The 22571-nt window shown below is 59.8% G+C and carries 22 protein-coding genes; 15 read left to right on the top strand and 7 right to left on the bottom strand.

What is annotated here, in order from left to right; all coding sequences use genetic code 11:
* Window position 1 precedes the first annotated feature (1 nt).
* Complete coding sequence (locus KGA82_RS06825; RefSeq protein ID WP_223450013.1) at window positions 2–481, top strand: DUF523 domain-containing protein; 480 nt, start codon at window positions 2–4, stop codon at window positions 479–481.
* Window positions 482–619: 138 nt separating this feature from the next.
* Here KGA82_RS06825 and KGA82_RS06820 read toward each other — a convergent pair whose 3' ends face one another.
* Window positions 620–1204 (bottom strand): transporter substrate-binding domain-containing protein, encoded by a 585-nt coding sequence (locus tag KGA82_RS06820; RefSeq protein ID WP_008040763.1) that lies wholly within the window; start codon window positions 1202–1204, stop codon window positions 620–622.
* Between the two features lie 136 nt (window positions 1205–1340).
* Between KGA82_RS06820 and KGA82_RS06815 the strand changes: the two genes are divergently transcribed.
* On the top strand, window positions 1341–1766 hold the full coding sequence (locus tag KGA82_RS06815; protein WP_008026064.1) for a DUF4399 domain-containing protein: 426 nt from the start codon (window positions 1341–1343) through the stop codon (window positions 1764–1766).
* Window positions 1767–1828: 62 nt separating this feature from the next.
* On the opposite strand, the gene serA is transcribed toward KGA82_RS06815, so the two are convergent.
* Entirely contained in the window at window positions 1829–3058 is a 1230-nt protein-coding gene (gene serA, locus KGA82_RS06810; RefSeq protein ID WP_008040764.1) for a phosphoglycerate dehydrogenase, read from the bottom strand.
* Between the two features lie 203 nt (window positions 3059–3261).
* On the opposite strand from serA, the gene KGA82_RS06805 reads away from it, so the two are divergent.
* The 4 genes from KGA82_RS06805 to KGA82_RS06790 all read left to right on the top strand — a co-directional run bounded on the left by KGA82_RS06805 (window position 3262) and on the right by KGA82_RS06790 (window position 7584).
* The gene (locus KGA82_RS06805) at window positions 3262–4656 is read left to right on the top strand and encodes an FAD-binding oxidoreductase (protein ID WP_032828611.1); all 1395 of its coding nucleotides are present in this window, start codon (window positions 3262–3264) and stop codon (window positions 4654–4656) included.
* A gap of 37 nt (window positions 4657–4693) precedes the next feature.
* Window positions 4694–5359: a fumarylacetoacetate hydrolase family protein gene (locus KGA82_RS06800; RefSeq protein ID WP_008026071.1), complete on the top strand. Its 666-nt coding sequence runs from the start codon at window positions 4694–4696 to the stop codon at window positions 5357–5359.
* Between the two features lie 247 nt (window positions 5360–5606).
* Window positions 5607–6536 (top strand): SdiA-regulated domain-containing protein, encoded by a 930-nt coding sequence (locus KGA82_RS06795; RefSeq protein ID WP_223450012.1) that lies wholly within the window; start codon window positions 5607–5609, stop codon window positions 6534–6536.
* A gap of 130 nt (window positions 6537–6666) precedes the next feature.
* Entirely contained in the window at window positions 6667–7584 is a 918-nt protein-coding gene (locus KGA82_RS06790; RefSeq protein WP_223450011.1) for an SdiA-regulated domain-containing protein, read from the top strand.
* Window positions 7585–7711: 127 nt separating this feature from the next.
* Here KGA82_RS06790 and rpiA read toward each other — a convergent pair whose 3' ends face one another.
* Complete coding sequence (gene rpiA / locus KGA82_RS06785; protein WP_008026076.1) at window positions 7712–8386, bottom strand: ribose-5-phosphate isomerase RpiA; 675 nt, start codon at window positions 8384–8386, stop codon at window positions 7712–7714.
* Between the two features lie 302 nt (window positions 8387–8688).
* Between rpiA and ilvA the strand changes: the two genes are divergently transcribed.
* Complete coding sequence (gene ilvA, locus KGA82_RS06780; RefSeq protein WP_008026079.1) at window positions 8689–10203, top strand: threonine ammonia-lyase, biosynthetic; 1515 nt, start codon at window positions 8689–8691, stop codon at window positions 10201–10203.
* A gap of 39 nt (window positions 10204–10242) precedes the next feature.
* Window positions 10243–10668, top strand: coding sequence for a DUF2269 domain-containing protein (locus KGA82_RS06775; RefSeq protein WP_223450004.1), 426 nt, complete (start codon window positions 10243–10245; stop codon window positions 10666–10668).
* A 113-nt stretch (window positions 10669–10781) separates the two neighbouring features.
* Here KGA82_RS06775 and KGA82_RS06770 read toward each other — a convergent pair whose 3' ends face one another.
* Entirely contained in the window at window positions 10782–11438 is a 657-nt protein-coding gene (locus KGA82_RS06770) for an HAD family hydrolase (RefSeq protein ID WP_008026084.1), read from the bottom strand.
* A 143-nt stretch (window positions 11439–11581) separates the two neighbouring features.
* Between KGA82_RS06770 and KGA82_RS06765 the strand changes: the two genes are divergently transcribed.
* The gene (locus tag KGA82_RS06765; RefSeq protein ID WP_007897732.1) at window positions 11582–12061 is read left to right on the top strand and encodes an RNA pyrophosphohydrolase; all 480 of its coding nucleotides are present in this window, start codon (window positions 11582–11584) and stop codon (window positions 12059–12061) included.
* Window positions 12062–12083: 22 nt separating this feature from the next.
* Window positions 12084–14363 carry a phosphoenolpyruvate--protein phosphotransferase gene (gene ptsP / locus KGA82_RS06760; RefSeq protein ID WP_008026086.1) on the top strand — a complete coding sequence of 760 codons (2280 nt, stop codon included), beginning with the start codon at window positions 12084–12086 and terminating at the stop codon, window positions 14361–14363.
* Between the two features lie 109 nt (window positions 14364–14472).
* Here the strand turns inward: ptsP and KGA82_RS06755 are convergent, their stop codons facing one another.
* Complete coding sequence (locus tag KGA82_RS06755; RefSeq protein WP_223450002.1) at window positions 14473–15219, bottom strand: NRDE family protein; 747 nt, start codon at window positions 15217–15219, stop codon at window positions 14473–14475.
* A 120-nt stretch (window positions 15220–15339) separates the two neighbouring features.
* Between KGA82_RS06755 and KGA82_RS06750 the strand changes: the two genes are divergently transcribed.
* The 3 genes from KGA82_RS06750 to KGA82_RS06740 all read left to right on the top strand — a co-directional run bounded on the left by KGA82_RS06750 (window position 15340) and on the right by KGA82_RS06740 (window position 18040).
* Window positions 15340–16122, top strand: a complete 783-nt coding sequence (locus tag KGA82_RS06750; protein ID WP_008026089.1) for a sulfite exporter TauE/SafE family protein — start codon at window positions 15340–15342, stop codon at window positions 16120–16122.
* 83 nt (window positions 16123–16205) lie between these two features.
* Window positions 16206–17018 carry a prolipoprotein diacylglyceryl transferase gene (gene lgt, locus KGA82_RS06745; protein WP_008026090.1) on the top strand — a complete coding sequence of 271 codons (813 nt, stop codon included), beginning with the start codon at window positions 16206–16208 and terminating at the stop codon, window positions 17016–17018.
* 50 nt (window positions 17019–17068) lie between these two features.
* The gene (locus KGA82_RS06740; RefSeq protein WP_008026091.1) at window positions 17069–18040 is read left to right on the top strand and encodes a thymidylate synthase; all 972 of its coding nucleotides are present in this window, start codon (window positions 17069–17071) and stop codon (window positions 18038–18040) included.
* 92 nt (window positions 18041–18132) lie between these two features.
* On the opposite strand, the gene cadR is transcribed toward KGA82_RS06740, so the two are convergent.
* Window positions 18133–18582, bottom strand: coding sequence for a Cd(II)/Pb(II)-responsive transcriptional regulator (gene cadR / locus KGA82_RS06735; protein WP_008040770.1), 450 nt, complete (start codon window positions 18580–18582; stop codon window positions 18133–18135).
* Between the two features lie 84 nt (window positions 18583–18666).
* Here cadR and KGA82_RS06730 point away from each other — a divergent pair, with 84 nt between their 5' ends.
* The gene (locus KGA82_RS06730) at window positions 18667–20922 is read left to right on the top strand and encodes a heavy metal translocating P-type ATPase (protein WP_223450000.1); all 2256 of its coding nucleotides are present in this window, start codon (window positions 18667–18669) and stop codon (window positions 20920–20922) included.
* 16 nt (window positions 20923–20938) lie between these two features.
* A complete protein-coding gene (locus KGA82_RS06725) occupies window positions 20939–21802 on the top strand; it encodes a LysR family transcriptional regulator (RefSeq protein ID WP_223449999.1) in 864 nt (287 codons plus the stop codon).
* Window positions 21803–21821: 19 nt separating this feature from the next.
* On the opposite strand, the gene KGA82_RS06720 is transcribed toward KGA82_RS06725, so the two are convergent.
* Window positions 21822–22364 carry a hypothetical protein gene (locus KGA82_RS06720; RefSeq protein ID WP_223449998.1) on the bottom strand — a complete coding sequence of 181 codons (543 nt, stop codon included), beginning with the start codon at window positions 22362–22364 and terminating at the stop codon, window positions 21822–21824.
* Between the last annotated feature and the right edge of the window lie 207 nt (window positions 22365–22571).

The raw sequence follows: 22571 nt of genomic DNA, 5'->3' as shown, positions 1-22571 counted from the left end.
CATGCAGAAAATTCTGGTAAGTCGCTGTCTGCTTGGCCACCGCGTGCGTTACGACGGCGGTGCCAGCGGGCCGTTCGATCAGCTTCAACAGTGGATCGACGAAGGTCGCGTCGTGCCGTTGTGTCCGGAAGTTGCCGGTGGCTTGCCGACGCCACGGGCGGCGGCGGAGATTCCGGGCGGGCAGGGCGGTGACGTGCTGGCGGGGCAGGCGGCGGTGATTACCACCGAGGGCGAGGATGTCAGCGCGCAGTTTCTGAGCGGTGCCTACCAGGCGCTGGAGCTGGTACAGAAACACAACATCCGCATCGCTGTGCTCAAGGCCAACAGCCCATCCTGCGGCAACCTGTTGACCTATGACGGCACATTCAGCGGCGTGAAAGTCAGCGGCGAAGGCGTGACGGCGGCGTTGCTCAAGCGCCATGGCGTGCAGGTCTTCAGCGAGTTGGAACTGGCTGAAGCCGCCGCTGCACTGCAACTCTGAACGCAAATCCCTTGTAGGAGCCGGCTTGCTGGCGATAGCGGTGTAACAGTCAGCGCAATTGTTGAATGTTAAACCGCTATCGCCAGCAAGCCGGCTCCTACAGGGGGATCGCGGTGATCAATATGATTGTCCGTGGTCTTAGGGTTTCGGTATCTCGGCGGCATCCGCCCCAAACCATTTTTTCTCCAGTGCCTCCAGTCGCCCATCCGCCTTTATCCGCTGCAACGCATTTTCCAGGCTGGCATGAAACGCCGGGTTCCCTTTCTGAAACGGAATGGCCAGGTTCTCGGCCGGGGCGGCTTTCGGCTTTTCTTGCGTCAGCGACTGCACCAACAGGATTGAACGCGGCTCTTCTTTCTGCGCGATCAAATGCGCATCGGTGTGAATGTAAGGTTCGCTGAAGTCGAAACGATCCTTGAGCGCCGGAGTCTCTGTTATGTGATTGATGGCGATGTCGTACTTGCCGCTTTCAACGCCGGTCAACAGATCGCTGGAATCGGTGACGACGAAGTCGGCCCTTACATCCAGTTCATTGGCCAGCAGTTGGCCCAATTCGACTTCGAAGCCCGAGAGTTGGCCATCGTCCTTGAAATTGAAAGGTGGTGTATTAGCCTCAAGGGCAATACGCAATTCACCGCGGTCGTTTACATCGTCAATCAGTTCGGCATGAGCCAAAGGGCTCAAAAGGGGTAGCAGGCAGATCAGGCCAGGCAAAAAGCGCATGGTCACTCCTTTGAATACATTTATCGCGATGCGCTGGTTCAGGCTCGCTTTGCTATGGTTGTCGAGTGCCTTCGACAACGAATGGCCATGAAGTTGTCATGGTCACATGGATTTTACGAAAAAACTGGAGAAGAGAATGAAAACCTTTATGTCACGTGCTGCGCTGGCTGGCCTGCTGATGGGTGTTTCGGTGCTGGCCAGTGCGGCTACGCCGGCACCCAAGGGTGCTGAAGTGTCCATCGTTTCTCCTGAAGACGGTGCGACGGTCCCGCAGACTGTCGTCGTCAAGTTCGCTGTCGAGAACATTGCGCTGGCCCCGGCGGGTGATCCCACCAAGAACACCGGTCATCACCACTTGTTGATTGATGTCGATGAGTTGCCAGCCGCCGGTGCGCCGATCCCCAAAGATGCCAACCACCAGCATTTCGGCAACGCGCAGACTCAGGCTGAAGTAACGCTGACGCCCGGCAAGCACACCTTGCAACTCGAACTTGGCGATAGCAACCACATGCCGTTCGATCCGCCGATCCTCTCCGAGAAAATCACCGTCAACGTTAAGTAACGTTAGTCGCGCCCAAGAAAAAGGAGACCCGAAGGTCTCCTTTTTTGTCGCTCAAGTCGCTATCAGAACAACACACGGCTACGGATGGTGCCGTTGACGTGTTGCAGCTTCTGTTGCGCCAGGTCCGAGTACTCGGCGTCTACGTCGATCACCACGTAGCCGACTTTCTCGTTGGTCTGCAGGAACTGACCGGAGATGTTGATGCCGTTTTCGGCGAAGACCTTGTTGATCTCGCTCATCACACCCGGAATGTTCTCGTGGATGTGCAGCAGACGGTGCTTGCCAGGGTGAGCCGGCAGGGCCACTTCCGGGAAGTTCACGGACGATACCGACGTACCGTTGTCGCTGTACTTGACCAGTTTCTCGGCCACTTCCAGGCCGATGTTGGCTTGCGCTTCAGCGGTGGAACCACCGATGTGCGGGGTCAGGATCACGTTGTCCAGGCCACGCAGCGGGCTTTCGAACTCTTCGTCGTTGGAGCGTGGCTCCACCGGGAATACGTCGATGGCCGCGCCGATCAGGTGCTTGTCCTTGATCGCGTCCGCCAGGGCTTGCAGTTCGACCACGGTGCCGCGAGCGGCGTTGATCAGGATGCCGCCCTTCTTGATGGCGCGGATTTCCTGCTCGCCGATCATCCACTGGGTCGCAGCGGTTTCCGGAACGTGCAGGGTGACGATGTCGGACATGCCCAGCAGCTCGTGCAGGTTGCCGACCTGGGTCGCGTTACCCAGAGGCAGCTTGGTCACGGTGTCGTAGAAGTACACCTGCATGCCCAGGCCTTCAGCCAGGACCGACAGTTGCGTACCGATCGAGCCATAACCGACGATGCCGAGCTTCTTGCCACGGATTTCGAAGGAGTTGGCCGCGCTTTTGATCCAGCCGCCACGGTGGCAGGAAGCGTTCTTCTCAGGGATGCCGCGCAGCAACAGGATCGCTTCGGCCAGCACCAGCTCGGCAACGGAGCGAGTGTTGGAGTACGGAGCGTTGAACACTGCGATGCCGCGTTCGCGGGCAGCGTTCAGGTCAACCTGGTTGGTGCCGATGCAGAAACAACCTACAGCGACGAGCTTCTTCGCGTGATCGAAGATCTCTTCGGTCAGTTGAGTGCGGGAGCGAATGCCGATGAAGTGAGCATCAGCGATCTTTTCCTTCAGCTGGGCTTCCGGCAGAGAACCCGTGAGGTACTCGATGCTGGTGTAGCCCGCCGACTTGAGAACGTCGACAGCCGATTGGTGGACGCCTTCGAGAAGAAGGAACTTGATCTTGCTCTTATCGAGAGAAGTCTTGCTCATCTGCGTAAACCTGTATCCCGGAGAAAAATGGCAGGAAATGGTCAACAGACGCTGACCCCGACGGCACGACAGCCGTCGCCGCAGAACAGCCGTTGGGCACTATCCTGCGGGGTCGGTATGCTAGCATAAGCGCCCCGCAAACACTCATTCCTGCGACGTGAAGCGTTCTCAGGATGACCATGAATTGTTCGAGAGTTCTGTCGATGACCAATCCTGCCCTGATTGATGAACTGAAGACCCTGGTCGAGCCTGGCAAGGTACTGACCGATGCCGACTCCCTGAACGCTTACGGCAAGGATTGGACCAAGCATTTCGCCCCGGCCCCGACCGCCATCGTGTTCCCGAAGACTACCGAACAGGTCCAGGCCATCGTTTTGTGGGCCAATAAACACAAGGTGGCGCTGGTGCCGTCCGGCGGGCGCACCGGGCTTTCTGCCGCTGCGGTGGCCGCCAATGGCGAAGTGGTCGTGTCCTTCGACTATATGAACCAGATCCTCGACGTGAACCTCACCGACCGCACCGCCGTGTGTCAGCCGGGCGTCGTGACCGAGCATTTGCAGAACGTCGCCGAAGAAAAAGGCCTGTACTACCCGGTGGACTTTGCTTCCGCAGGATCGAGTCAGATTGGCGGCAATATCGGCACCAATGCCGGCGGGATCAAGGTGATTCGCTACGGCATGACCCGCAACTGGGTCGCCGGCATGAAAGTGGTCACCGGCAAGGGTGACGTGCTGGAACTGAACCGCGACCTGATCAAGAACGCCACCGGCTACGACATGCGTCAGCTGTTCATCGGCGCTGAAGGCACCCTCGGTTTTGTGGTCGAAGCGACCATGCGTCTGGACCGGGCGCCGAAAAACCTCACCGCGATGGTGCTTGGTACTGCCGATTTCGACTCGATCATGCCGGTATTGCACGCGTTCCAGAGCAAACTTGACCTGACCGCGTTCGAATTCTTCTCCGACAAAGCCCTGGCCAAGGTCATGGGGCGCGGTGACGTGCCGGCGCCGTTTGAAACCGACTGCCCGTTCTACGCGCTGCTGGAATTCGAAGCGACCACTGAAGAAGTGGCCAACCACGCGCTGGAAACCTTCGAGCATTGCGTGGAGCAGGGCTGGGTGCTGGATGGCGTGATGAGCCAGAGCGAAACCCAGCTGCAAAACCTCTGGAAACTGCGCGAATACATTTCCGAAACCATCTCCCACTGGACGCCGTACAAGAACGACATTTCGGTCACTGTGTCGAAAGTCCCGGCGTTCCTGAAGGAAATCGATGCGATCGTCGGCGAACACTACCCGGACTTCGAAATCGTCTGGTTCGGCCACATCGGCGACGGCAACCTGCACTTGAACATCCTCAAGCCGGATGACCTGAGCAAGGACGAGTTTTTCGCCAAGTGCGCGACCGTGAACAAGTGGGTGTTCGAAACCGTCGAGAAGTACAACGGCTCGATTTCCGCCGAACACGGCGTGGGCATGACCAAGCGTGACTACTTGACCTACAGCCGCTCCCCGGTTGAGATCGAGTACATGAAAGCGGTCAAGGCGGTGTTCGATCCGAACGGCATCATGAACCCGGGCAAGATTTTCGCTGTTTGATTTTCGAACTTAAGCGCTACGAACCAGGAGTCGGTCAATGAGCTATCAGCACCAGTATGTCGACGGTACACGCATCCACTTCCCATTGGGCAAAGTGGTATGCATCGGCCGCAACTACGCCGAACACGCCAAGGAACTGGACAACCCGGTGCCAACGGAGCCCCTGCTGTTCATCAAGCCAGGCAGCTGCGTCGTGCCGCTGGAAGGCGGTTTCAGCATTCCGACCGAGCGCGGCTCAGTGCACTACGAGGCCGAAATCGCGGTGTTGATCGGCAAGCCTTTGTCGACCAAGCCAAGCCGTGAAGAAGTCCTTGATGCTATTTCCGGTTTCGCTCCAGCGCTGGACCTGACCCTGCGTGACAAGCAGGCAGAGCTGAAGTCCAAAGGCCTGCCGTGGGAAATCGCCAAGTCCTTCGACGGTGCGGCAGTGATTGCCCCGTTCGTATCCGGCAGCACCTTTGCCGACCTGACCGACATCGGCATCCGCCTGACCATCAACGGCGAAGTGCGCCAGGACGGCAACAGCAGCGCGATGCTCAACCCGATCGTGCCAATGATCCAGCACATGGCCGGCTGCTTTTCGCTGCAGGCTGGCGACGTGATCCTGACTGGCACGCCGGTCGGTGTCGGCCCGCTGAATGTGGGTGACGAAATCGTTCTGGAACTGCCAGGCGCGAGCAGCTTCACCAGCAGCGTCCGCTAACACAAACCCCCTGTAGGAGCCGGCTTGCCGGCGATGAGGCCGTCACATTCAACATTTATGCTGAATGTTCCACCGCCATCGCCGGCAAGCCGGTTCCTACAGGGGGTATTTAGTTGCCCGTAAAGGGCAATCCCGCCATTTCCCGTTTTTTTCACATCTTGTCTGGATAATTCCCGGGTTTCTGGCGTCTGAGCCGGTCCCAATTGTGCTATTACCCTTAGCCTGAATTTCTGGAACGCATCCCCCGATGGCCATCCAATCGCTGCCCACGCTTAAAACTGCCCGTCGCCCGCGCTTTTTCATGCGTTGGTATGCCTGGCTTTTGCTGGTCGCGGCCGCTGCGTATGGCCTCGCCTTTGCCATGCATTGGGATGACCGCGGTGTGCTCTGGGTGCTGGAGCGTTTCGAAAGCCCGGCTGAACGCCAGGAAAGTATCTGGCTCCCGGATTACCGGGCGGTGATCGATGCCAAGTCACTGCCGGGGATGGAAAAGGACGAAGCGTCCGACCTGGCCTACAACCCGCAAACCAAAACCCTGTTCTCGGTGATGGGCAAAAACCCGTTCCTGGTCGAACTGGACCTGCAGGGTGAAGTGCTGCGCAAAATGCCCTTGGTGGGCTGGAGCAACCCGGAAGGCGTGACGATCATGGGCAACGGTCTGCTGGCCATTGTCGATGAGCGTGAGCATTTGCTGAGCATCGTCAAGGTCGACGCCGATACCCGCGAGCTGAACATCGCCAACTTCCCCAAGTACGACCTCGGTCCGTCGAAGGACCAGAACAAAGCGTTCGAAGCGGTCGTCTGGGATGCGCGCAATCAACACATGCTGCTGGGTGAGGAACGTCCACCGGCGCTGTTCACCTGGAAAAGCGCCGACGGCCTGACACTCACCGGCGACAAGCAGAAGCTGGCCAGTGACGCGCTGGACATCCGCAACCTGTCGGCCTTGGCCATCGACCCGCGCACCGGCCATACGCTGGTGTTGTCCGCCGATTCCCACTTGCTGCTGGAGCTGGACGAGAAGGGCGAGCAGGTCAGTTTCATGACCTTGCTGGGTGGTTTCAATGGCCTGAAGAAGACCATTCCCCGCGCCGAAGGCGTGACCATGGACGAGGCGGGCACGCTGTACATGGTGAGCGAGCCGAACCTGTTCTACCGATTCGAAAAGCAGCGCTGATTCGCGAGTTTGATCTGCGAATGTGTAGGAAACGCGACGCTCAGTTGTAGGGTCAACCCAACGGCCTTTAAGCTTCAATTCAGACTGCCGTGGTATTTCATCCGCCCGTCCTGATTCCGAGCTTGCCTGAATGCGCCGACTTGCCCGCCCCAAACCCCTGATCCTGATTCTCTCGGTGATCGCGCTGACCGTGCTGGTTGCGTTCGGCCAACACCTGCGGCTGTTCGAGCGGGCCTGGTTCAATCTGCATACGCTTTGGCAGGCCGAGAGTGCCCGGTCGATCGGGCTGGATCACTATCAGGTTGTCATTGAGGGCCGGGTCATCGAAGGCCTGGACGACGATGTGTCAGCGCTGACCTTCGATCCGGTCCGCAAAAGCCTGTTCACCGTCACCAATAAAAACTCCGAGCTGATCGAGCTGTCGCTGGAAGGCCAGATCCTTCAGCGCATCGCGCTGGTCGGCTTCGGTGATCCGGAAGCGGTGGAGTTCATCAGCGCCGACACTTACGTCATCACCGACGAGCGTCAGCAGCGGCTGATCAAGATTCATCTGGAGAAGGACACGACGTTCCTCGATGCGGCGGATGCCGAGCAGATAACCCTCGGCGTGCACATGAGTAGCAACAAGGGTTTTGAAGGCCTGGCCTACGATTCGGTGGGTAAACGGCTGTTTGTCGCCAAGGAGCGCGACCCGATGCTGATCTACGAAGTGCAGGGCTTTCCGCATTACAACCCGGAAAAATCCTATGCGGTGCACGTGGTCAACAACCCCAAGCGCGATGCCGGGATGTTTGTGCGAGACCTGTCGAGCCTGCAATACGACGAGCGCAGCGGTCACCTGTTGGCGCTGTCCGACGAGTCGCGACTGATTCTGGAACTGGATGTGGACGGGCGTCCGCTGAGCACCATGTCACTGAGCAAGGGGCGTCAGGGGTTGCAGAAGACGGTGCCGCAAGCGGAAGGGATCGCCATGGATGACGACGGCACGATGTACCTGGTGAGCGAGCCGAACCTGTTCTACGTCTTCAAGAAACCGCCACAACCCTAATCAACACCCCGGAACCAATGTGGGAGCGAGCCTGCTCGCGATGAGGTCGTGTCAGTCGATAGAGATGTTGACTGAAAGACCGCTATCGCGAGCAGGCTCGCTCCCACAGGTTTATCGGCGTGTCTGATTATTGGGCGCGCAGAGTTTTGACGCCTTCGCTGGTGCCCAGCAACAGCAGGTCCGCAGGACGCGCCGCGAACAAACCGTTGGTCACCACGCCGACGATCGCATTGATCTGCGTCTCCAGCTCCACCGGGTTGGTGATCTGCATGTTGAACACATCCAGAATGATGTTGCCGTTGTCAGTCAGCACGCCTTCACGGTAAACCGGGTCGCCGCCGAGCTTCACCAGCTCGCGGGCCACGTGGCTGCGGGCCATCGGGATCACTTCGACCGGCAGCGGGAACGCGCCGAGCACCGGCACCAGTTTGCTGCCATCGGCGATGCAGATGAAGGTCTTGGCCACGGCCGCAACGATCTTCTCGCGGGTCAGGGCTGCGCCGCCGCCCTTGATCAGGTTCAGGTGCTCGTCGCTTTCGTCGGCGCCGTCGACGTAGAACTCCAGGTCGCTGACGGTATTCAGCTCATACACCGGAATACCGTGGCCCTTGAGGCGTGCGGCGGTGGCTTCGGAACTGGCGACTGCGCCGTCGAAGGCGCCTTTGTGTTGCGCCAGTGCATCGATGAAGCAGTTGGCGGTGGAGCCGGTGCCGACCCCGACGATGCTCTTGTCGTCGAGTTTCGGGAGGATGAAGTCGACGGCGGCCTGGGCCACTGCCTGTTTGAGTTGATCCTGGGTCATGCGGGCTCCGAAGTGCCGAAGAGGGGGAACGAAAGCCCGGCATTATAGGCCCCGGGACGGGGAAGGTCATTGTCCGATTGGCAGACCGCCACCGTGACCTGTAGGAGCGAGGCTTGCCCGCGAAAGCGTTCTTACTGCCAACATTTATTCTGGATGTGCCGGCCTCTTCGCGGGCAAGCCTCGCTCCTACAGGTCCTTGATCCCTTCCGGGGAGGGTAAAACCACCTGTTTAGTGTGGTCGCACGCCCGAAAGCCGGGTTAGACTCCTTGGCCCTGCCCAACCCGCTCAGTGATGCTTTCCGATGCTCGAACAGTACGTCAAAAAGATCCTCACCTCGCGCGTTTATGACGTTGCCGTAGAAACCCCATTGCAGACTGCCCGCCAGCTCTCCGAGCGGCTGGGCAACAGTATTTTGCTCAAGCGTGAAGACTTGCAGCCGGTGTTCTCGTTCAAGATTCGCGGGGCCTACAACAAGCTCACGCAGTTGAGCGATGAAGAACGCGCGCGCGGCGTCGTGACGGCTTCGGCCGGTAATCACGCGCAGGGCCTGGCCCTGGCGGCGAAAGTGCTCGGCGTGAAAGCCACCATCGTCATGCCCAAGACCACCCCGGAAATCAAAGTCGAAGGCGTGCGTTCCCGTGGTGGCAAAGTGGTGCTGCACGGGGATTCGTTCCCGGAAGCCCTGGCTTACTCGCTGAAACTGGTCGACGAAAAAGGCTACGTCTACATTCACCCGTACGACGATCCCCACACCATTGCCGGGCAGGGCACGGTGGCCATGGAGATTCTGCGCCAGCACCCTGGGCGTCTGGATGCGATCTTCGTTCCGGTCGGCGGTGGCGGGCTGATCGCCGGTATCGCGGCGTACGTGAAATACCTGCGCCCGGAAATCAAGATCATCGGCGTCGAGCCGGACGACTCCAATTGCCTGCAAGCCGCCATGGCCGCCGGCGAGCGCGTGGTGCTGCCGACCGTGGGTCTCTTCGCCGACGGCGTCGCGGTCGCTCAGATTGGTCAGTACACGTTCGACATCTGCAAAGACTATGTCGATGAAGTGATCACCGTCAGCACCGACGAGATCTGCGCGGCGATCAAGGATATCTACGACGATACCCGCTCGATCACTGAACCTGCCGGCGCCCTGGGCGTTGCCGGGATCAAGAAATACGTCGAGCAGCACGCTGTCACCGGGCACACCTTTGTGGCCATCGATTCCGGCGCCAACGTCAACTTCGACCGCTTGCGCCACGTCGCCGAACGCGCCGAGTTGGGCGAGGGCCGCGAAGCCATCATCGCCGTGACCATCCCCGAGAAGCCGGGCAGCTTCAAGGCGTTCTGCGAAGCCATCGGCAAGCGCCAGATCACCGAATTCAACTACCGCTACAACACCGGCAGCGAAGCGCACATCTTCGTTGGCGTGCAGACGCACCCGGAAAACGATCCACGCAGCGCGCTGCTTGCCAGTCTGACCGAGCAGGGTTTCCCAGTGCTGGACCTGACCGACAACGAACTGGCCAAGTTGCACATCCGGCACATGGTCGGTGGTCGCGCGGCCCAGGTGGTGGATGAAGTGGTGCTGCGCTTCGAATTTCCGGAGCGACCGGGCGCGCTGTTCAACTTCCTCAGCAAGCTCGGCGGGCGCTGGAACATCTCGATGTTCCACTACCGCAACCACGGCGCGGCGGACGGTCGTGTGGTCGCAGGGCTGCAAGTGCCTCACGAAGAGCGTCATCTGGTGCCGGCGGCGCTGGAAGAAATCGGCTACCCGTACTGGGACGAAAGCGACAATCCGGCCTATCAGCTGTTTCTTGGCTGAGCGGCTACGCTGATGGGCAGGTCATAAGGAAGTCGAACAATGGAAACGTTAACCGCCCTGAAAGTGGCGCACATGGTGGCGACGGTTTTGCTGCTGGTCTGTGCGCTGGGCCTGGGGATCTGGGTCTGGCGAACTCGGCGTAATGGCGACGCGACGGCGGGCAGCCGCACGTTGCAAAGGCCTCGGGTATTCATCTGGCTGTTGATGGGCCTGGCACTGCTGAGCATGCCGTTCACCGGCTGGTGGATGGTGCATCTGGTGGGCTGGCCGTTGGGGCAGACGTGGTTGCTGGCGTCGAGTGTGCTTTACACCGTTGCGGCGTTGGCGTGGTTCTGGTTGTTGGTGCGACTTAACAAGTTGCGCAAGGCGCCGGCGGGGAACGGCAAGTTTACCTTCGCCCTGGCGTTGTTCAGCTTCGTCTGCTTTATCGCCATTGCCGGGTTGATGGGTGCCAAGCCTGTTTAACGCTTGAAACCGAGTTGACCCAATCGCGGGCGAGCCTCGCTCCTACGGGATTTGCGTCATTTTCATAATTGACGCATGACCTGTAGGAGCGAGGCTTGCCCGCGAAGGCGATATCAGTCGCGCAGACTGATTACCGGCCAACCACGTTTCTCGGCCTCGGCACGCAAATTCGGGTCCGGATCAACCGCTACCGGATTCGCCACCTGTTCCAGCAACGGAAAATCATTCATCGAGTCGCTGTAGAAGTAACTGTCTTCCAGCGAATGCCCGCTTTCTTCCAGCCAACGATTAAGCCGCGTCACCTTGCCTTCGCGGAAGCACGGCACGTCGGTGCTGCGCCCGGTGTAGCGGCCATCGACCATCTCGCACTCGGTGGCGATCAGGGTTTCAACGCCCAGGCGCTCGGCAATCGGACCTGTGACGAAGCGGTTGGTCGCCGTGATGATCACCAGTTTGTCGCCGGCATCGCGGTGCTTCTTCAGCAGCTCAAGTCCCTTGGGCAGCACGATCGGTTCGATGCAGTCGCGCATGTAATCGCTGTGCCACTGATCCAGCGTGGCCATTTCGGTGCGGCCGAGCACTTCCAGGCAAAAGTTCAGGTAGGCGGCGTTATCCAGCTTGCCGGCCAGGTAATCCTGATAGAACTCGTCGTTGCGTGTCTTGTAGGCGACGGCGTCGAGGAAGCCGCGTTCGCACAGGTAATCACCCCAGGCGTGGTCACTGTCGCCGCCCAAAAGGGTGTTGTCCAAGTCGAATAAAGCCAGGCGCATTGCAGTTACTCGCTGAAAAGTCTGTAGAAAGGCGCCCAGAATACGGACTTTTCACAAGAGTGCACATAAGGTTGGCCGGCTCGTTGCTGCCTTCACAACCTTTGTGGAACAATGCGGCGACATGCGTTTGCGAGGTTGTTGCCGTGATCGACCCCGATGGTTTCCGCCCCAATGTCGGGATCATTCTCACGAATGATGCCGGACAGGTGCTATGGGCTCGCCGTATCAATCAAGATGCCTGGCAGTTTCCACAGGGTGGTATCAACCCCCAGGAGACGCCGGAAGACGCCTTGTACCGCGAGTTGAACGAAGAAGTGGGTCTGGAGCGTGAAGATGTTGAAATTCTCGCCTGCACCCGGGGCTGGTTGCGCTATCGTTTGCCGCAACGTCTGGTCCGTACCCACAGCCAACCGCTGTGCATCGGCCAGAAACAGAAATGGTTTCTCCTGCGCCTGATCTCCAACGAGCAGCGGGTGCGGATGGATTTGACCGGTAAACCGGAATTCGATGGCTGGCGCTGGGTCAGTTATTGGTATCCGTTGGGCCAGGTGGTGACATTCAAGCGCGAGGTGTATCGACGCGCTCTCAAAGAGCTTGCCCCGCGCCTTTTAGCGCGCGACTGACGACGGAGTTCGACCCCGAGCCATGCTCAATACGCTGCGCAAGATCGTCCAGGAAGTTAACTCCGCCAAGGATCTCAAGGCGGCGTTGGGGATTATTGTGTTGCGCGTCAAAGAGGCCATGGGCAGCCAGGTCTGCTCGGTCTACCTGCTTGACCCCGAGACCAACCGCTTCGTGCTGATGGCGACCGAGGGCTTGAACAAGCGCTCGATCGGCAAAGTCAGCATGGCACCCAACGAAGGTCTGGTCGGCCTGGTCGGCACGCGTGAAGAACCCCTGAACCTCGAAAACGCCGCGGATCACCCGCGCTACCGCTACTTCGCCGAGACCGGTGAAGAGCGCTACGCCTCATTCCTCGGGGCGCCGATCATCCACCACCGCCGCGTTGTCGGCGTGTTGGTCATTCAGCAAAAAGAACGCCGCCAGTTCGATGAAGGTGAAGAAGCCTTCCTCGTGACCATGAGCGCGCAGCTTGCCGGGGTTATCGCCCACGCCGAGGCCACCGGTTCGATCCGTGGCCTGGGCCGTCAGGGCAAAGGCATCCAGGAAGCCAAGTTCATCGGCGTGCCGGGCTCGCCGGGCGCGGCGGTCGGTACGGCGGTGGTCATGCTGCCACCGGCCGATCTGGACGTGGTGCCGGACAAGACCATCAGCGACATCGACGCCGAACTGGCGTTGTTCAAGACCGCCATCGAAGGCGTACGCGCCGACATGCGTGCGTTGTCGGCCAAACTGGCCTCGCAGTTGCGCCCCGAAGAGCGCGCCTTGTTCGACGTCTACCTGATGATGCTCGCCGACGAGGCGCTCGGCAGCGAAGTCACCACGGTGATCAAGACCGGTCAGTGGGCCCAGGGCGCGCTGCGCCAGGTGGTCACTGAGCACGTCAACCGTTTCGAATTGATGGACGACGCCTACCTGCGTGAGCGTGCATCGGACGTCAAGGACCTTGGTCGCCGTCTGCTCGCCTACTTGCAGGAAGAGCGCCAGCAGAACCTGGTCTACCCGGAAAAAACCATTCTGGTCAGCGAAGAGCTGACGCCGGCGATGCTCGGCGAGGTGCCGGAAGGCACGCTGGTCGGTCTGGTTTCGGTCCTCGGTTCAGGTAACTCCCACGTCGCGATCCTCGCCCGGGCGATGGGCATCCCGACGGTGATGGGCCTGGTCGACCTGCCTTATGCCAAGGTCGACGGCATCGAATTGATCGTCGACGGCAATCGCGGCGAGGTCTACACCAACCCCAGCGATGTGCTGCGCAAGCAGTTCGCCGAGGTGGTGGAAGAAGAGAAACAACTGGCGCTCGGTCTCGATTCCCTGCGCGACCTGCCGTGCGTGACCCTCGATGGTCACCGCATGCCGCTGTGGGTCAACACCGGCCTGCTGGCGGACGTGGCGCGGGCGCAAAAGCGCGGCGCCGAAGGTGTCGGTCTGTACCGCACCGAAGTGCCGTTCATGATCAACCAGCGCTTCCCGAGCGAAAAAGAGCAGCTGGCGATCTATCGCGAGCAACTCGCCGCGTTCCACCCGCAACCGGTGACCATGCGCAGCCTGGACATCGGCGGCGACAAGTCGCTGTCGTACTTCCCGATCAAGGAAGACAACCCGTTCCTCGGTTGGCGCGGCATTCGCGTCACCCTCGACCACCCGGAAATCTTCCTGGTGCAGACCCGCGCCATGCTCAAGGCCAGCGAAGGCTTGAACAACCTGCGGATTCTGCTGCCGATGATCTCCGGTACCCATGAACTGGAAGAAGCCTTGCACCTGATTCACCGGGCGTGGGGCGAAGTCCGCGACGAAGGCACCGACGTGCCGATGCCGCCGATTGGCGTGATGATCGAGATTCCGGCGGCGGTGTATCAGACCAAGGAACTGGCGCGGCAAGTGGACTTCCTGTCGGTCGGTTCCAACGACCTGACCCAGTACCTGCTGGCCGTGGACCGCAACAACCCGCGAGTGGCCGACCTCTACGACTACCTGCACCCGGCGGTGCTTCAGGCGTTGCAGACCGTGGTGCGTGACGCCCATGCCGAAGGCAAGCCTGTGAGCATCTGCGGCGAGATGGCGGGTGACCCGGCGGCGGCGGTGCTGCTGATGGCGATGGGCTTCGACAGTTTGTCGATGAACGCCACCAACCTGCCGAAGGTGAAGTGGATGCTGCGTCAGATCAACCTGAGCAAGGCCAAGGAATTGCTCGCGGAGTTGATGACCATCGACAACCCGCAAGTTATCCACAGCTCGCTGCAACTGGCGCTGAAGAATCTTGGGTTGGCGAAGATGGTCAGCCCGGCTGCGGTCAAAGCCCTCTAAAACGCTGATGGCCTCATCGCCAGCAGGCTGGCTCCCACATTGGATTTGTGTTTGACGCAAATCCCCTGTGGGAGCCAGCCTGCTGGCGATGAGGCCGGATCAGACAATGCTAAGTTCTGATCTCCACTTCCCCAAGATGCCCGCCATACGGCCCGAAACTCCGTTCGACCATCAGCCGCGTCCCATCCGCCTGAACAATCAACGCCGTACTCGCCCGCGTCCCATAACTCTGGCTGGCAATAAACACACTCGATAACAACGACTCGGTCGCCAGACCCACCCCGGTATCCGGCAGCTCGGCAAAAGGCGCTGTCTGCGAATTACTGAGCAACGCCAATAACGCCTCAGGCTGCGGATCCTCCAGAACAGCCTCCAACGCCGCTCGCGCCTTGAGCAACTTCGGCCACGGCGTATCCAGACCAGCATTCGATAACCCATACACCCCGGCCGGCAGCAGCACCGCTTCAGACTCCCGGGCATTGAAGTGCCACAGTTCATTGGCATTGCCGATCAGCAGGTTAAAACCGGCATATTCGAGCGAACGTCCGACAACGTCGTCCAAATAATCATCTATCGGCATGTCGCCGCTGAGAAATCGCGCAACCAGTTCGCCTCGGGATTTTCGAGCGGCCGGTTGATGGGGATCGCGAATATTGGTCAGCGCCGCAAAGCGCCCGTTGGCGCCGACACCGAGCCAGGTGCCGCCAGCCTCCAGGTCGCGACCGGCGTAGACGTGCGGTGCTTCGGGCCATTGCGCCAGGGGCAGGCTGGGCCGGGCATAGAATTCGTCGCGGTTGGCGGCGACGATCAGCGGTTGGGCGTGGCCCGGGCGCCAGGCAAAGACAATCAGGCACATAAGGTGGTCCTTGTGTGTTTTTGCCCACTCTACGCAGTCATTGTGCGGGTATCCATCGCCATCCAGTGGAGCCGAAGGCCATGCATCCGTTACCATGCCGCTCTTCTTTGGGGGTCGTACATGGAATTTCTGCTCTATCTGGCGCTCGGCGCCTGTGCAGGCGTGCTGGCCGGCCTGTTTGGCGTCGGCGGCGGAATTATCATCGTGCCGGTGCTGGTGTTCAGTTTCACCTTGCAGGGTTTCGACGCCTCGATCCTGACGCATCTGGCGGTCGGCACATCCCTGGCTACGATCATCTTTACCTCGGTCAATGCTGTGCGCGAGCATCATCGCCGCGGTGCCGTGCGTTGGCCGATTTTTGCCTGGATGACCGTCGGCATCCTGCTCGGCGCCGGGTTCGGCGCGCTGACAGCCGAAGCGATCTCCGGGCCAAACCTGCAGAAAATCATCGGCGTGTTTGCCCTTGTCATCGCCGTGCAGTTGATGCTGGACGTCAAGCCCAAGGCCAGCCGAACGGTGCCGGGTAAAGTCGGTCTGACCGTGGCCGGCAGTGTGATTGGCTGGGCGTCGGCGATTTTCGGGATTGGCGGCGGTTCGCTGACCGTGCCGTTCCTGACCTGGCGCAGCGTGCCGATGCAGCAAGCGGTGGCCACGTCCTCGGCGTGCGGTCTGCCCATCGCGCTGGCCAGTGCATTAAGTTTCATGATTCTGGGCTGGCACGATCCGTTGCTGCCGGCTCATAGTCTCGGTTTTATTTATTTGCCGGCGCTGCTGGGGATCGCCCTGACCAGCATGGTCTTCGCCCGCCTCGGTGCGCGACTGGCCCACAGCCTGTCGCCGAAGTTGCTGAAAAGACTGTTCGCCGCTTTGCTGTTCTGCGTGGGTTTGAATTTTCTGATCTGACGCACCGCACAATCCTGGCTTAATCCTGAGGTGGCAGCGTCGCCCGGGAATTTTGAAGCTTTCAACTCTAACGAGGAGTCGCAATGCTGCCTTACCCGCAGATCGACCCGGTGGCCCTGGCCATCGGTCCGCTGAAAATCCACTGGTACGGCTTGATGTACCTGATCGGCATCGGCGGTGCGTGGCTGCTGGCGTCGCGCCGGCTCAACCGTTTCGACCCGACCTGGACCAAGGAGAAGCTCTCCGACATGGTTTTCTGGATGTCGATGGGCGTTATCGTCGGCGGTCGCCTGGGCTATGTGCTGTTCTACGATCTGCACGCTTACCTGGCCAACCCGACGCTGATTTTCGAAGTGTGGAAGGGTGGCATGTCGTTCCACGGCGGCTTCATCGGCGTGATGCTGGCGGCGTTGTGGTTTGGTAAAAAGAACAACAAGTCGTTCTTCCAGCTGATGGACTTCGTCGCACCGATGGTGCCGATCGGCCTGGGCGCCGGGCGTATCGGCAACTTCATCAACGCCGAATTGTGGGGCAAGGCGACCGACGTGCCGTGGGCGATGATCTTCCCGCCGTTCAGCGATCCGGCGCAGTTGCCGCGTCACCCGTCGCAGCTGTATCAGTTCGCGCTGGAAGGCGTCGCGCTGTTCCTGATCCTGTGGCTGTTCTCGCGCAAGCCACGGCCGACCATGGCGGTGTCCGGGATGTTCGCGCTGTTCTATGGCATCTTCCGTTTCATCGTCGAATTCGTCCGCGTACCGGACGCGCAACTGGGCTATCTGGCCTGGAACTGGCTGACCATGGGCCAGGTGCTTTGCGTGCCGATGATCGTCGGCGGGCTGTTCCTGATCTGGCTGGCGTATCACCGCGCCCCGGCGACTCCAGCGGCAGCCGTATAAATTCGAATCCCGGGGGCGATGGCCTCCGGGTTCAAGGACACAGGTAACTCATGAAGCAATATCTCGAACTGGTCGCCCACGTCATCAAGAACGGCACCAAACAGGCCAACCGCACCGGCGTGAACACCATCAGCTTTCCGGGCGCGATGCTGCGTTACGACCTGCAAGAAGGTTTCCCGGCGATCACCACGCGCAAGATGGCCTTCAAATCGGCCATCGGCGAGATGTGCGGTTTTCTGCGTGGGGTGAACAACGCCGCCGAATTCCGTGCGCTGGGCTGCAAGGTCTGGGACCAGAACGCCAACGAAAACGCGCAATGGCTGGCCAACCCGTTCCGCCAGGGCGAAGACGACCTCGGCGAGATCTACGGCGTGCAATGGCGCAAATGGCCGGCGTACAAGCAGATCCCGGTCAGCAACCAGGCCGCCATCGAGCAGACCCTGAAGCAAGGCTACCGCCAGATCGCTGAAGGCGAAGAAGACGGCCAGGCTTACGTGGTGCTGTACAAGGCGATCGACCAGATCCGCCAGTGCGTCGACACCATCATCAAGGACCCGGGCAGCCGCCGCATCCTGTTCCACGGCTGGAACGTTGCGCAGCTTGATGAAATGGCCCTGCCGCCGTGCCACTTGCTGTACCAGTTCCACCCGAATGTCGAGACCAAGGAAATTTCCCTGACGCTCTACATCCGCTCCAACGACCTGGGCCTGGGCACGCCGTTCAACCTCACCGAAGGCGCCGCGCTGCTGAGCCTGATCGGTCGCCTGACCGGTTATACGCCGCGCTGGTTCACCTATTTCATCGGTGACGCGCACGTTTACGAAAACCATCTGGACATGCTGAATGAACAGCTCAAGCGCGAGCCGTTCCCGATGCCGAAGCTGGTGATCAGTGATCGTGTGCCGGAGTTTGCCAAGACGGGCGTGTATCAGCCGGAGTGGCTGGAGTTGATCGAGCCGGGTGATTTTTCGCTTGAGGGTTATCAGCACCATGCGCCGATGACCGCGCCGATGGCTGTCTGAGACGGGCACCGCTTCGCGGTGTTCGCGGGCAAGCCTCGCTCCTACGGGTTAGTGTAAATCTGTAGGAGCGAGGCTTGCCCGCGAAGAGGCCCTCAATGCCCATGACTGCGGCCCACATGCGAATGCTCAACCTCCGTCGCCACAACCCCGCCGCTCACTTCCAACCGCTGCAAAATCCCGCATTGATCGATATCCGGCCCTTCGCCACAGCGTTGGCGCAGGTCGAGCAGTTGTGCCTGTAACGCCAGCAACCCGTCGATCCGCGCTTTCACGTGATGAATGTGCTCGTCGATCAGCGCATTCACGCTTTCACACTGATCCTGCGGACTGTCGCGCAAGGCCAGCAGGCTGCGGATTTCCTCGAGCGTCATGTCGAGGGTGCGGCAGTTGCGGATGAAGGTCAGGCGCTCGGCGTGGGCCTGGGTGTAGACGCGGTAGTTGCCGTCGCTGCGGGCCGGTTCCGGCAGCAGGTTTTCGCGCTCGTAGTAGCGAATGGTTTCCACGGCGCAGTCCGTGAGCCTGGCCAGTTCTCCGATCTTCATGACGGCAATCTCCAAAAGGGTGCTTGACCCTATAGTGGCTACAGGGTCTTTACTTGGCAACAGGCACCTTATGGACGCGACCTGATGAGCGATTCCCGACACGATCACACACACGAGGCTGGTCACAGCCACAAACTGCAGCCTGTACAGAAACATGACCATGGCGGTCACGGGGATTCCTGCTGTTCTTCCAAAGCGGCGGCGCCGTCGCTGATCAAGCTCAGCGAAACGTCCACCGCCAACGCGCGGTTGAGCAGTTTCCGCATCGACGCGATGGACTGCCCGACCGAGCAGACGCTGATCCAGAACAAACTGGGCAAGCTCGCCGGTGTGCAGCAGCTGGAATTCAACCTGATCAACCGCGTGCTGGGCGTCACTCATGACTTGCCGAGCACCGCGCCGATCATCGACGCGATCAAGTCGCTGGGCATGGTTGCCGAGCCGTTGGAGCAGGGCGTCGAAGCACCCGCCCCGGCACCTGAGAAAAAACCGTGGTGGCCACTGGCGTTGTCCGGCGTGACCGCGCTCGCCGCCGAAGTGATCCACTTCACCGACGCAGCGCCCAACTGGGTCGTAGCGGTTATCGCGCTGGTCTCGATCCTCAGCGGCGGCCTCAGCACTTACAAAAAGGGCTGGATCGCCCTGAAAAACCTCAACCTCAACATCAACGCGTTGATGAGCATCGCGGTGACCGGCGCGATCCTGATCGGGCAGTGGCCGGAAGCGGCGATGGTGATGTTCCTGTTCACCGTGGCCGAGTTGATCGAGGCCAAGTCCCTGGACCGTGCGCGCAATGCTATCAGCGGTTTGATGCAGATGACCCCGGAACAGGCCACGGTGTTGCAGGCCGACGGCAGCTGGGTTTTGCAGGACGTCAAAACCATCGAGCTGGGCGCGCGGGTGCGGGTGCGGCCCGGCGAGCGGATTGGCCTGGACGGTGAAGTGGTATCGGGCAGTTCGACCATCGATCAGGCACCGATCACGGGTGAAAGCCTGCCGGTCGAGAAGACGCTTGGCGACAAAGTGTTTGCTGGCACGATCAATCAGGCGGGTTCTCTGGAGTATTCCGTCACCGCCGCCGCCAACAATTCGACCCTGGCGCGGATCATCCACGCCGTCGAACAGGCGCAAGGCGCACGGGCACCGACTCAGCGTTTCGTTGACCAGTTTTCAAAAATCTACACCCCGGCGGTGTTCGCCCTGGCCCTGGCCGTCGCAGTGATTCCGCCGCTGTTCATGGGCGCGGTCTGGTTCGACTGGATCTATCGCGCGTTGGTATTGCTGGTGGTCGCTTGTCCGTGTGCGCTGGTGATCTCGACGCCAGTGACCATCGTCAGCGGCCTCGCGGCGGCGGCGCGCAAAGGGATTCTGGTCAAGGGCGGCGTTTATCTGGAGGGCGGGTACAAGCTCGATTACCTGGCGCTGGATAAAACCGGCACGATCACCCACGGCAAACCGGTGCAGACCGATTACCTGTCGCTTGACCCAACCGCTGATGCCTCGGCACCGGGAATTGCGGCGGCATTGGCTGGGCGTTCGGACCACCCGGTGTCGCTGGCCATTGCCAGCGCCGCTGTGGATAAAACCTTTGCGCCGCTCGTTGTGGATAACTTCGAAGCCCTGGCCGGTCGCGGGGTGCGCGGTGAAATCAACGGTCAGGTCTACCACTTGGGCAACCACCGTTTGGTCGAAGAGCTGAACCTGTGCTCGCCCGCCCTGGAAGAAAAGCTGTTTGCGCTGGAAAAACAGGGCAAGTCGGTGGTGCTGCTGCTCGACAAATCCGGCCCGTTGGCGCTGTTCGCCGTGGCCGATACGGTCAAGGAGTCCAGTCGCGAGGCGATCCAGCAATTACACGACCTGGGCATCAAAACTCTGATGCTCACTGGCGACAACGTTCACACCGCGCAGGCGATTGCCGCACAGGTCGGCATCGACGAAGCCAAGGGCGATCTGCTGCCGACCGATAAACTGCAAGCCATCGAAGCCCTTTATGCACAGGGCCATAGCGTCGGCATGGTCGGTGATGGCATCAACGATGCCCCGGCACTGGCCCGGGCCGAGATCGGTTTTGCGATGGCCGCCGCCGGCACCGATACCGCCATCGAAACCGCCGATGTCGCCCTGATGGACGACGATCTGCGCAAAATCCCCACGTTCATCCGCCTGTCGAGGCAGACGTCGAGCATCCTCAAACAGAACATCGCCCTCGCTTTGGTCATCAAGGCTATCTTTCTTGGGGTAACCTTCGCCGGGATCGCCACCATGTGGATGGCGGTATTCGCTGACATGGGCGTGAGCCTGTTGGTGGTGTTCAACGGTTTGCGCCTGTTGCGCAAGTAAGTGATGAGGAGCGGGTGTGCTGAGTGCCGAGCTGAAGGCGTTTTACATGGTGGCCCGTCTGGGCAGCATTACCCTGGCGGCGAAAAAGCTCGGCCTGAGCCAGCCCACCGTGACCACGCAGATCCGCAATCTGGAAAGCCAGTACTCGGTTGAACTGTTCTACCGTGGCGGTCGCCGCCTCAGCGTCAGTGATGAAGGTGCGCGGCTGCTGCCGATGGTCAAGACGCTGTTGCAGCAGGAAGCCGACATCGAGTTTTTCCTGCGTAACAGCGGCCAGGTCCAGGGCACTTTGCGCATCGCCGCCACGGCGCCGTATTACATCCTCGATCTGGTGAAGACCTTCCGCGAGCGTTTGCCGCATGTGGAAGTGTCGGTGGAGATCGGCAACTCGCAGCAGGTGCTGGAAGCGTTGGAGGATTACCGGGTGGATGTCGCCGCGTCCTCGCAACTGCTCGACGATGCGCGACTGATTCGGCGGGTGCTCGGCAGCGATCCGCTGGTGTTGGCGGTGCATCGCAATCATCCGCTGGCGGTGCACGATCATGTGCCGCTCAGCGCGTTGGCCGGTCATACCTTGTTGATGCGCGAGTCAGGCTCGACCACTCGGCGTCTGACCGAAGAATTGCTGGCCAGCGCCGGGGTGAGTTTCGGGCCGTTGCTGGAGATCGGCAGCCGTGAATCGATCCGCGAAGCGGTGCTGCGCAACATCGGGATCAGCATCATTGCCCGGCAGGAAGTGCCGCACGATCCGCAATTGCGCGTGCTGACCATCGAGAATGCGCCGCAGATTCCGGAGTATTTGTACTGCCTCAAGGAACGCAAAGGCGCGCGGTTGCCGGCGGCGTTTCTGGGGTTGGCGCAGGAAATGGCTGGTTGTTGAGAACAACCTTGTTACTAACTTACGGTGCGACGTTTCGATCAACTACTGTTAGCTGAAAATCACCGGCTTCATAGTCGCCATTGTTGTCGGTAAAAGCAGCAGGTGCGCCGGGAATACCGTAGTTGCGGATGGAGCGCCTTCCGCCCGCAAGTATAATAATATCCAGTTGGTCGGCAATTAAATCATCTAATGTGATGTTGTCTCGGCCTCTTCCAAAAAGAGTAACAGCATAGCCTGTTGCATCAGTGCCGGAATAGGCCGACCAGGTCCGATGAGGTCCTTCCATGCTCAGTAAATGGTTTGTGTAGCGGCCAGGACCGCGTGTGCGGATCAGATAACGATCACCATCCTTTTGAAAGTAAAGTAGTTCGGGTTCTACATTGTCAGCTGTTGTTATGTGTTCTGGAATTCGTTCCAGTTGTTTTCTGTATTCTTCACGTTTCGTTGGGGTTGTTTCTTTATCCAGAATTAATTGAGTCAATCTGTTGTAGTTGGTAGTAATGGGTTTGCCGTCGAAGGTTAATGTTCCGGTAAATGAATGAAGTTGCTCGTTTGGACTCATGATGTATCTCGATAAATAGTGTGGTTGGTTGAGGTTGGTTTGAAGTGTATTTGTAGTAATTGAAATTTTGTAGTGATGAAATGCTCGGTATCGTTAGTTTTTATTTCGGTTGAAAGTTGATTGGCTAACGGCTCGCAGAGCGCTGATTGTTTTTATAGTAAGTTTTGTTCGAGTTGAAAAAGCCGTTCTGGCCTTATTTCAGAGGGC

This window comes from Pseudomonas sp. BF-RE-22 (assembly GCF_019956155.1).
GTDB classification, from domain to species: Bacteria; Pseudomonadota; Gammaproteobacteria; order Pseudomonadales; family Pseudomonadaceae; genus Aquipseudomonas; species Aquipseudomonas migulae.
The sequence above is the reverse complement of the archived record's forward strand: the minus strand, read 5'-3'. Positions and strand labels throughout refer to the sequence as shown.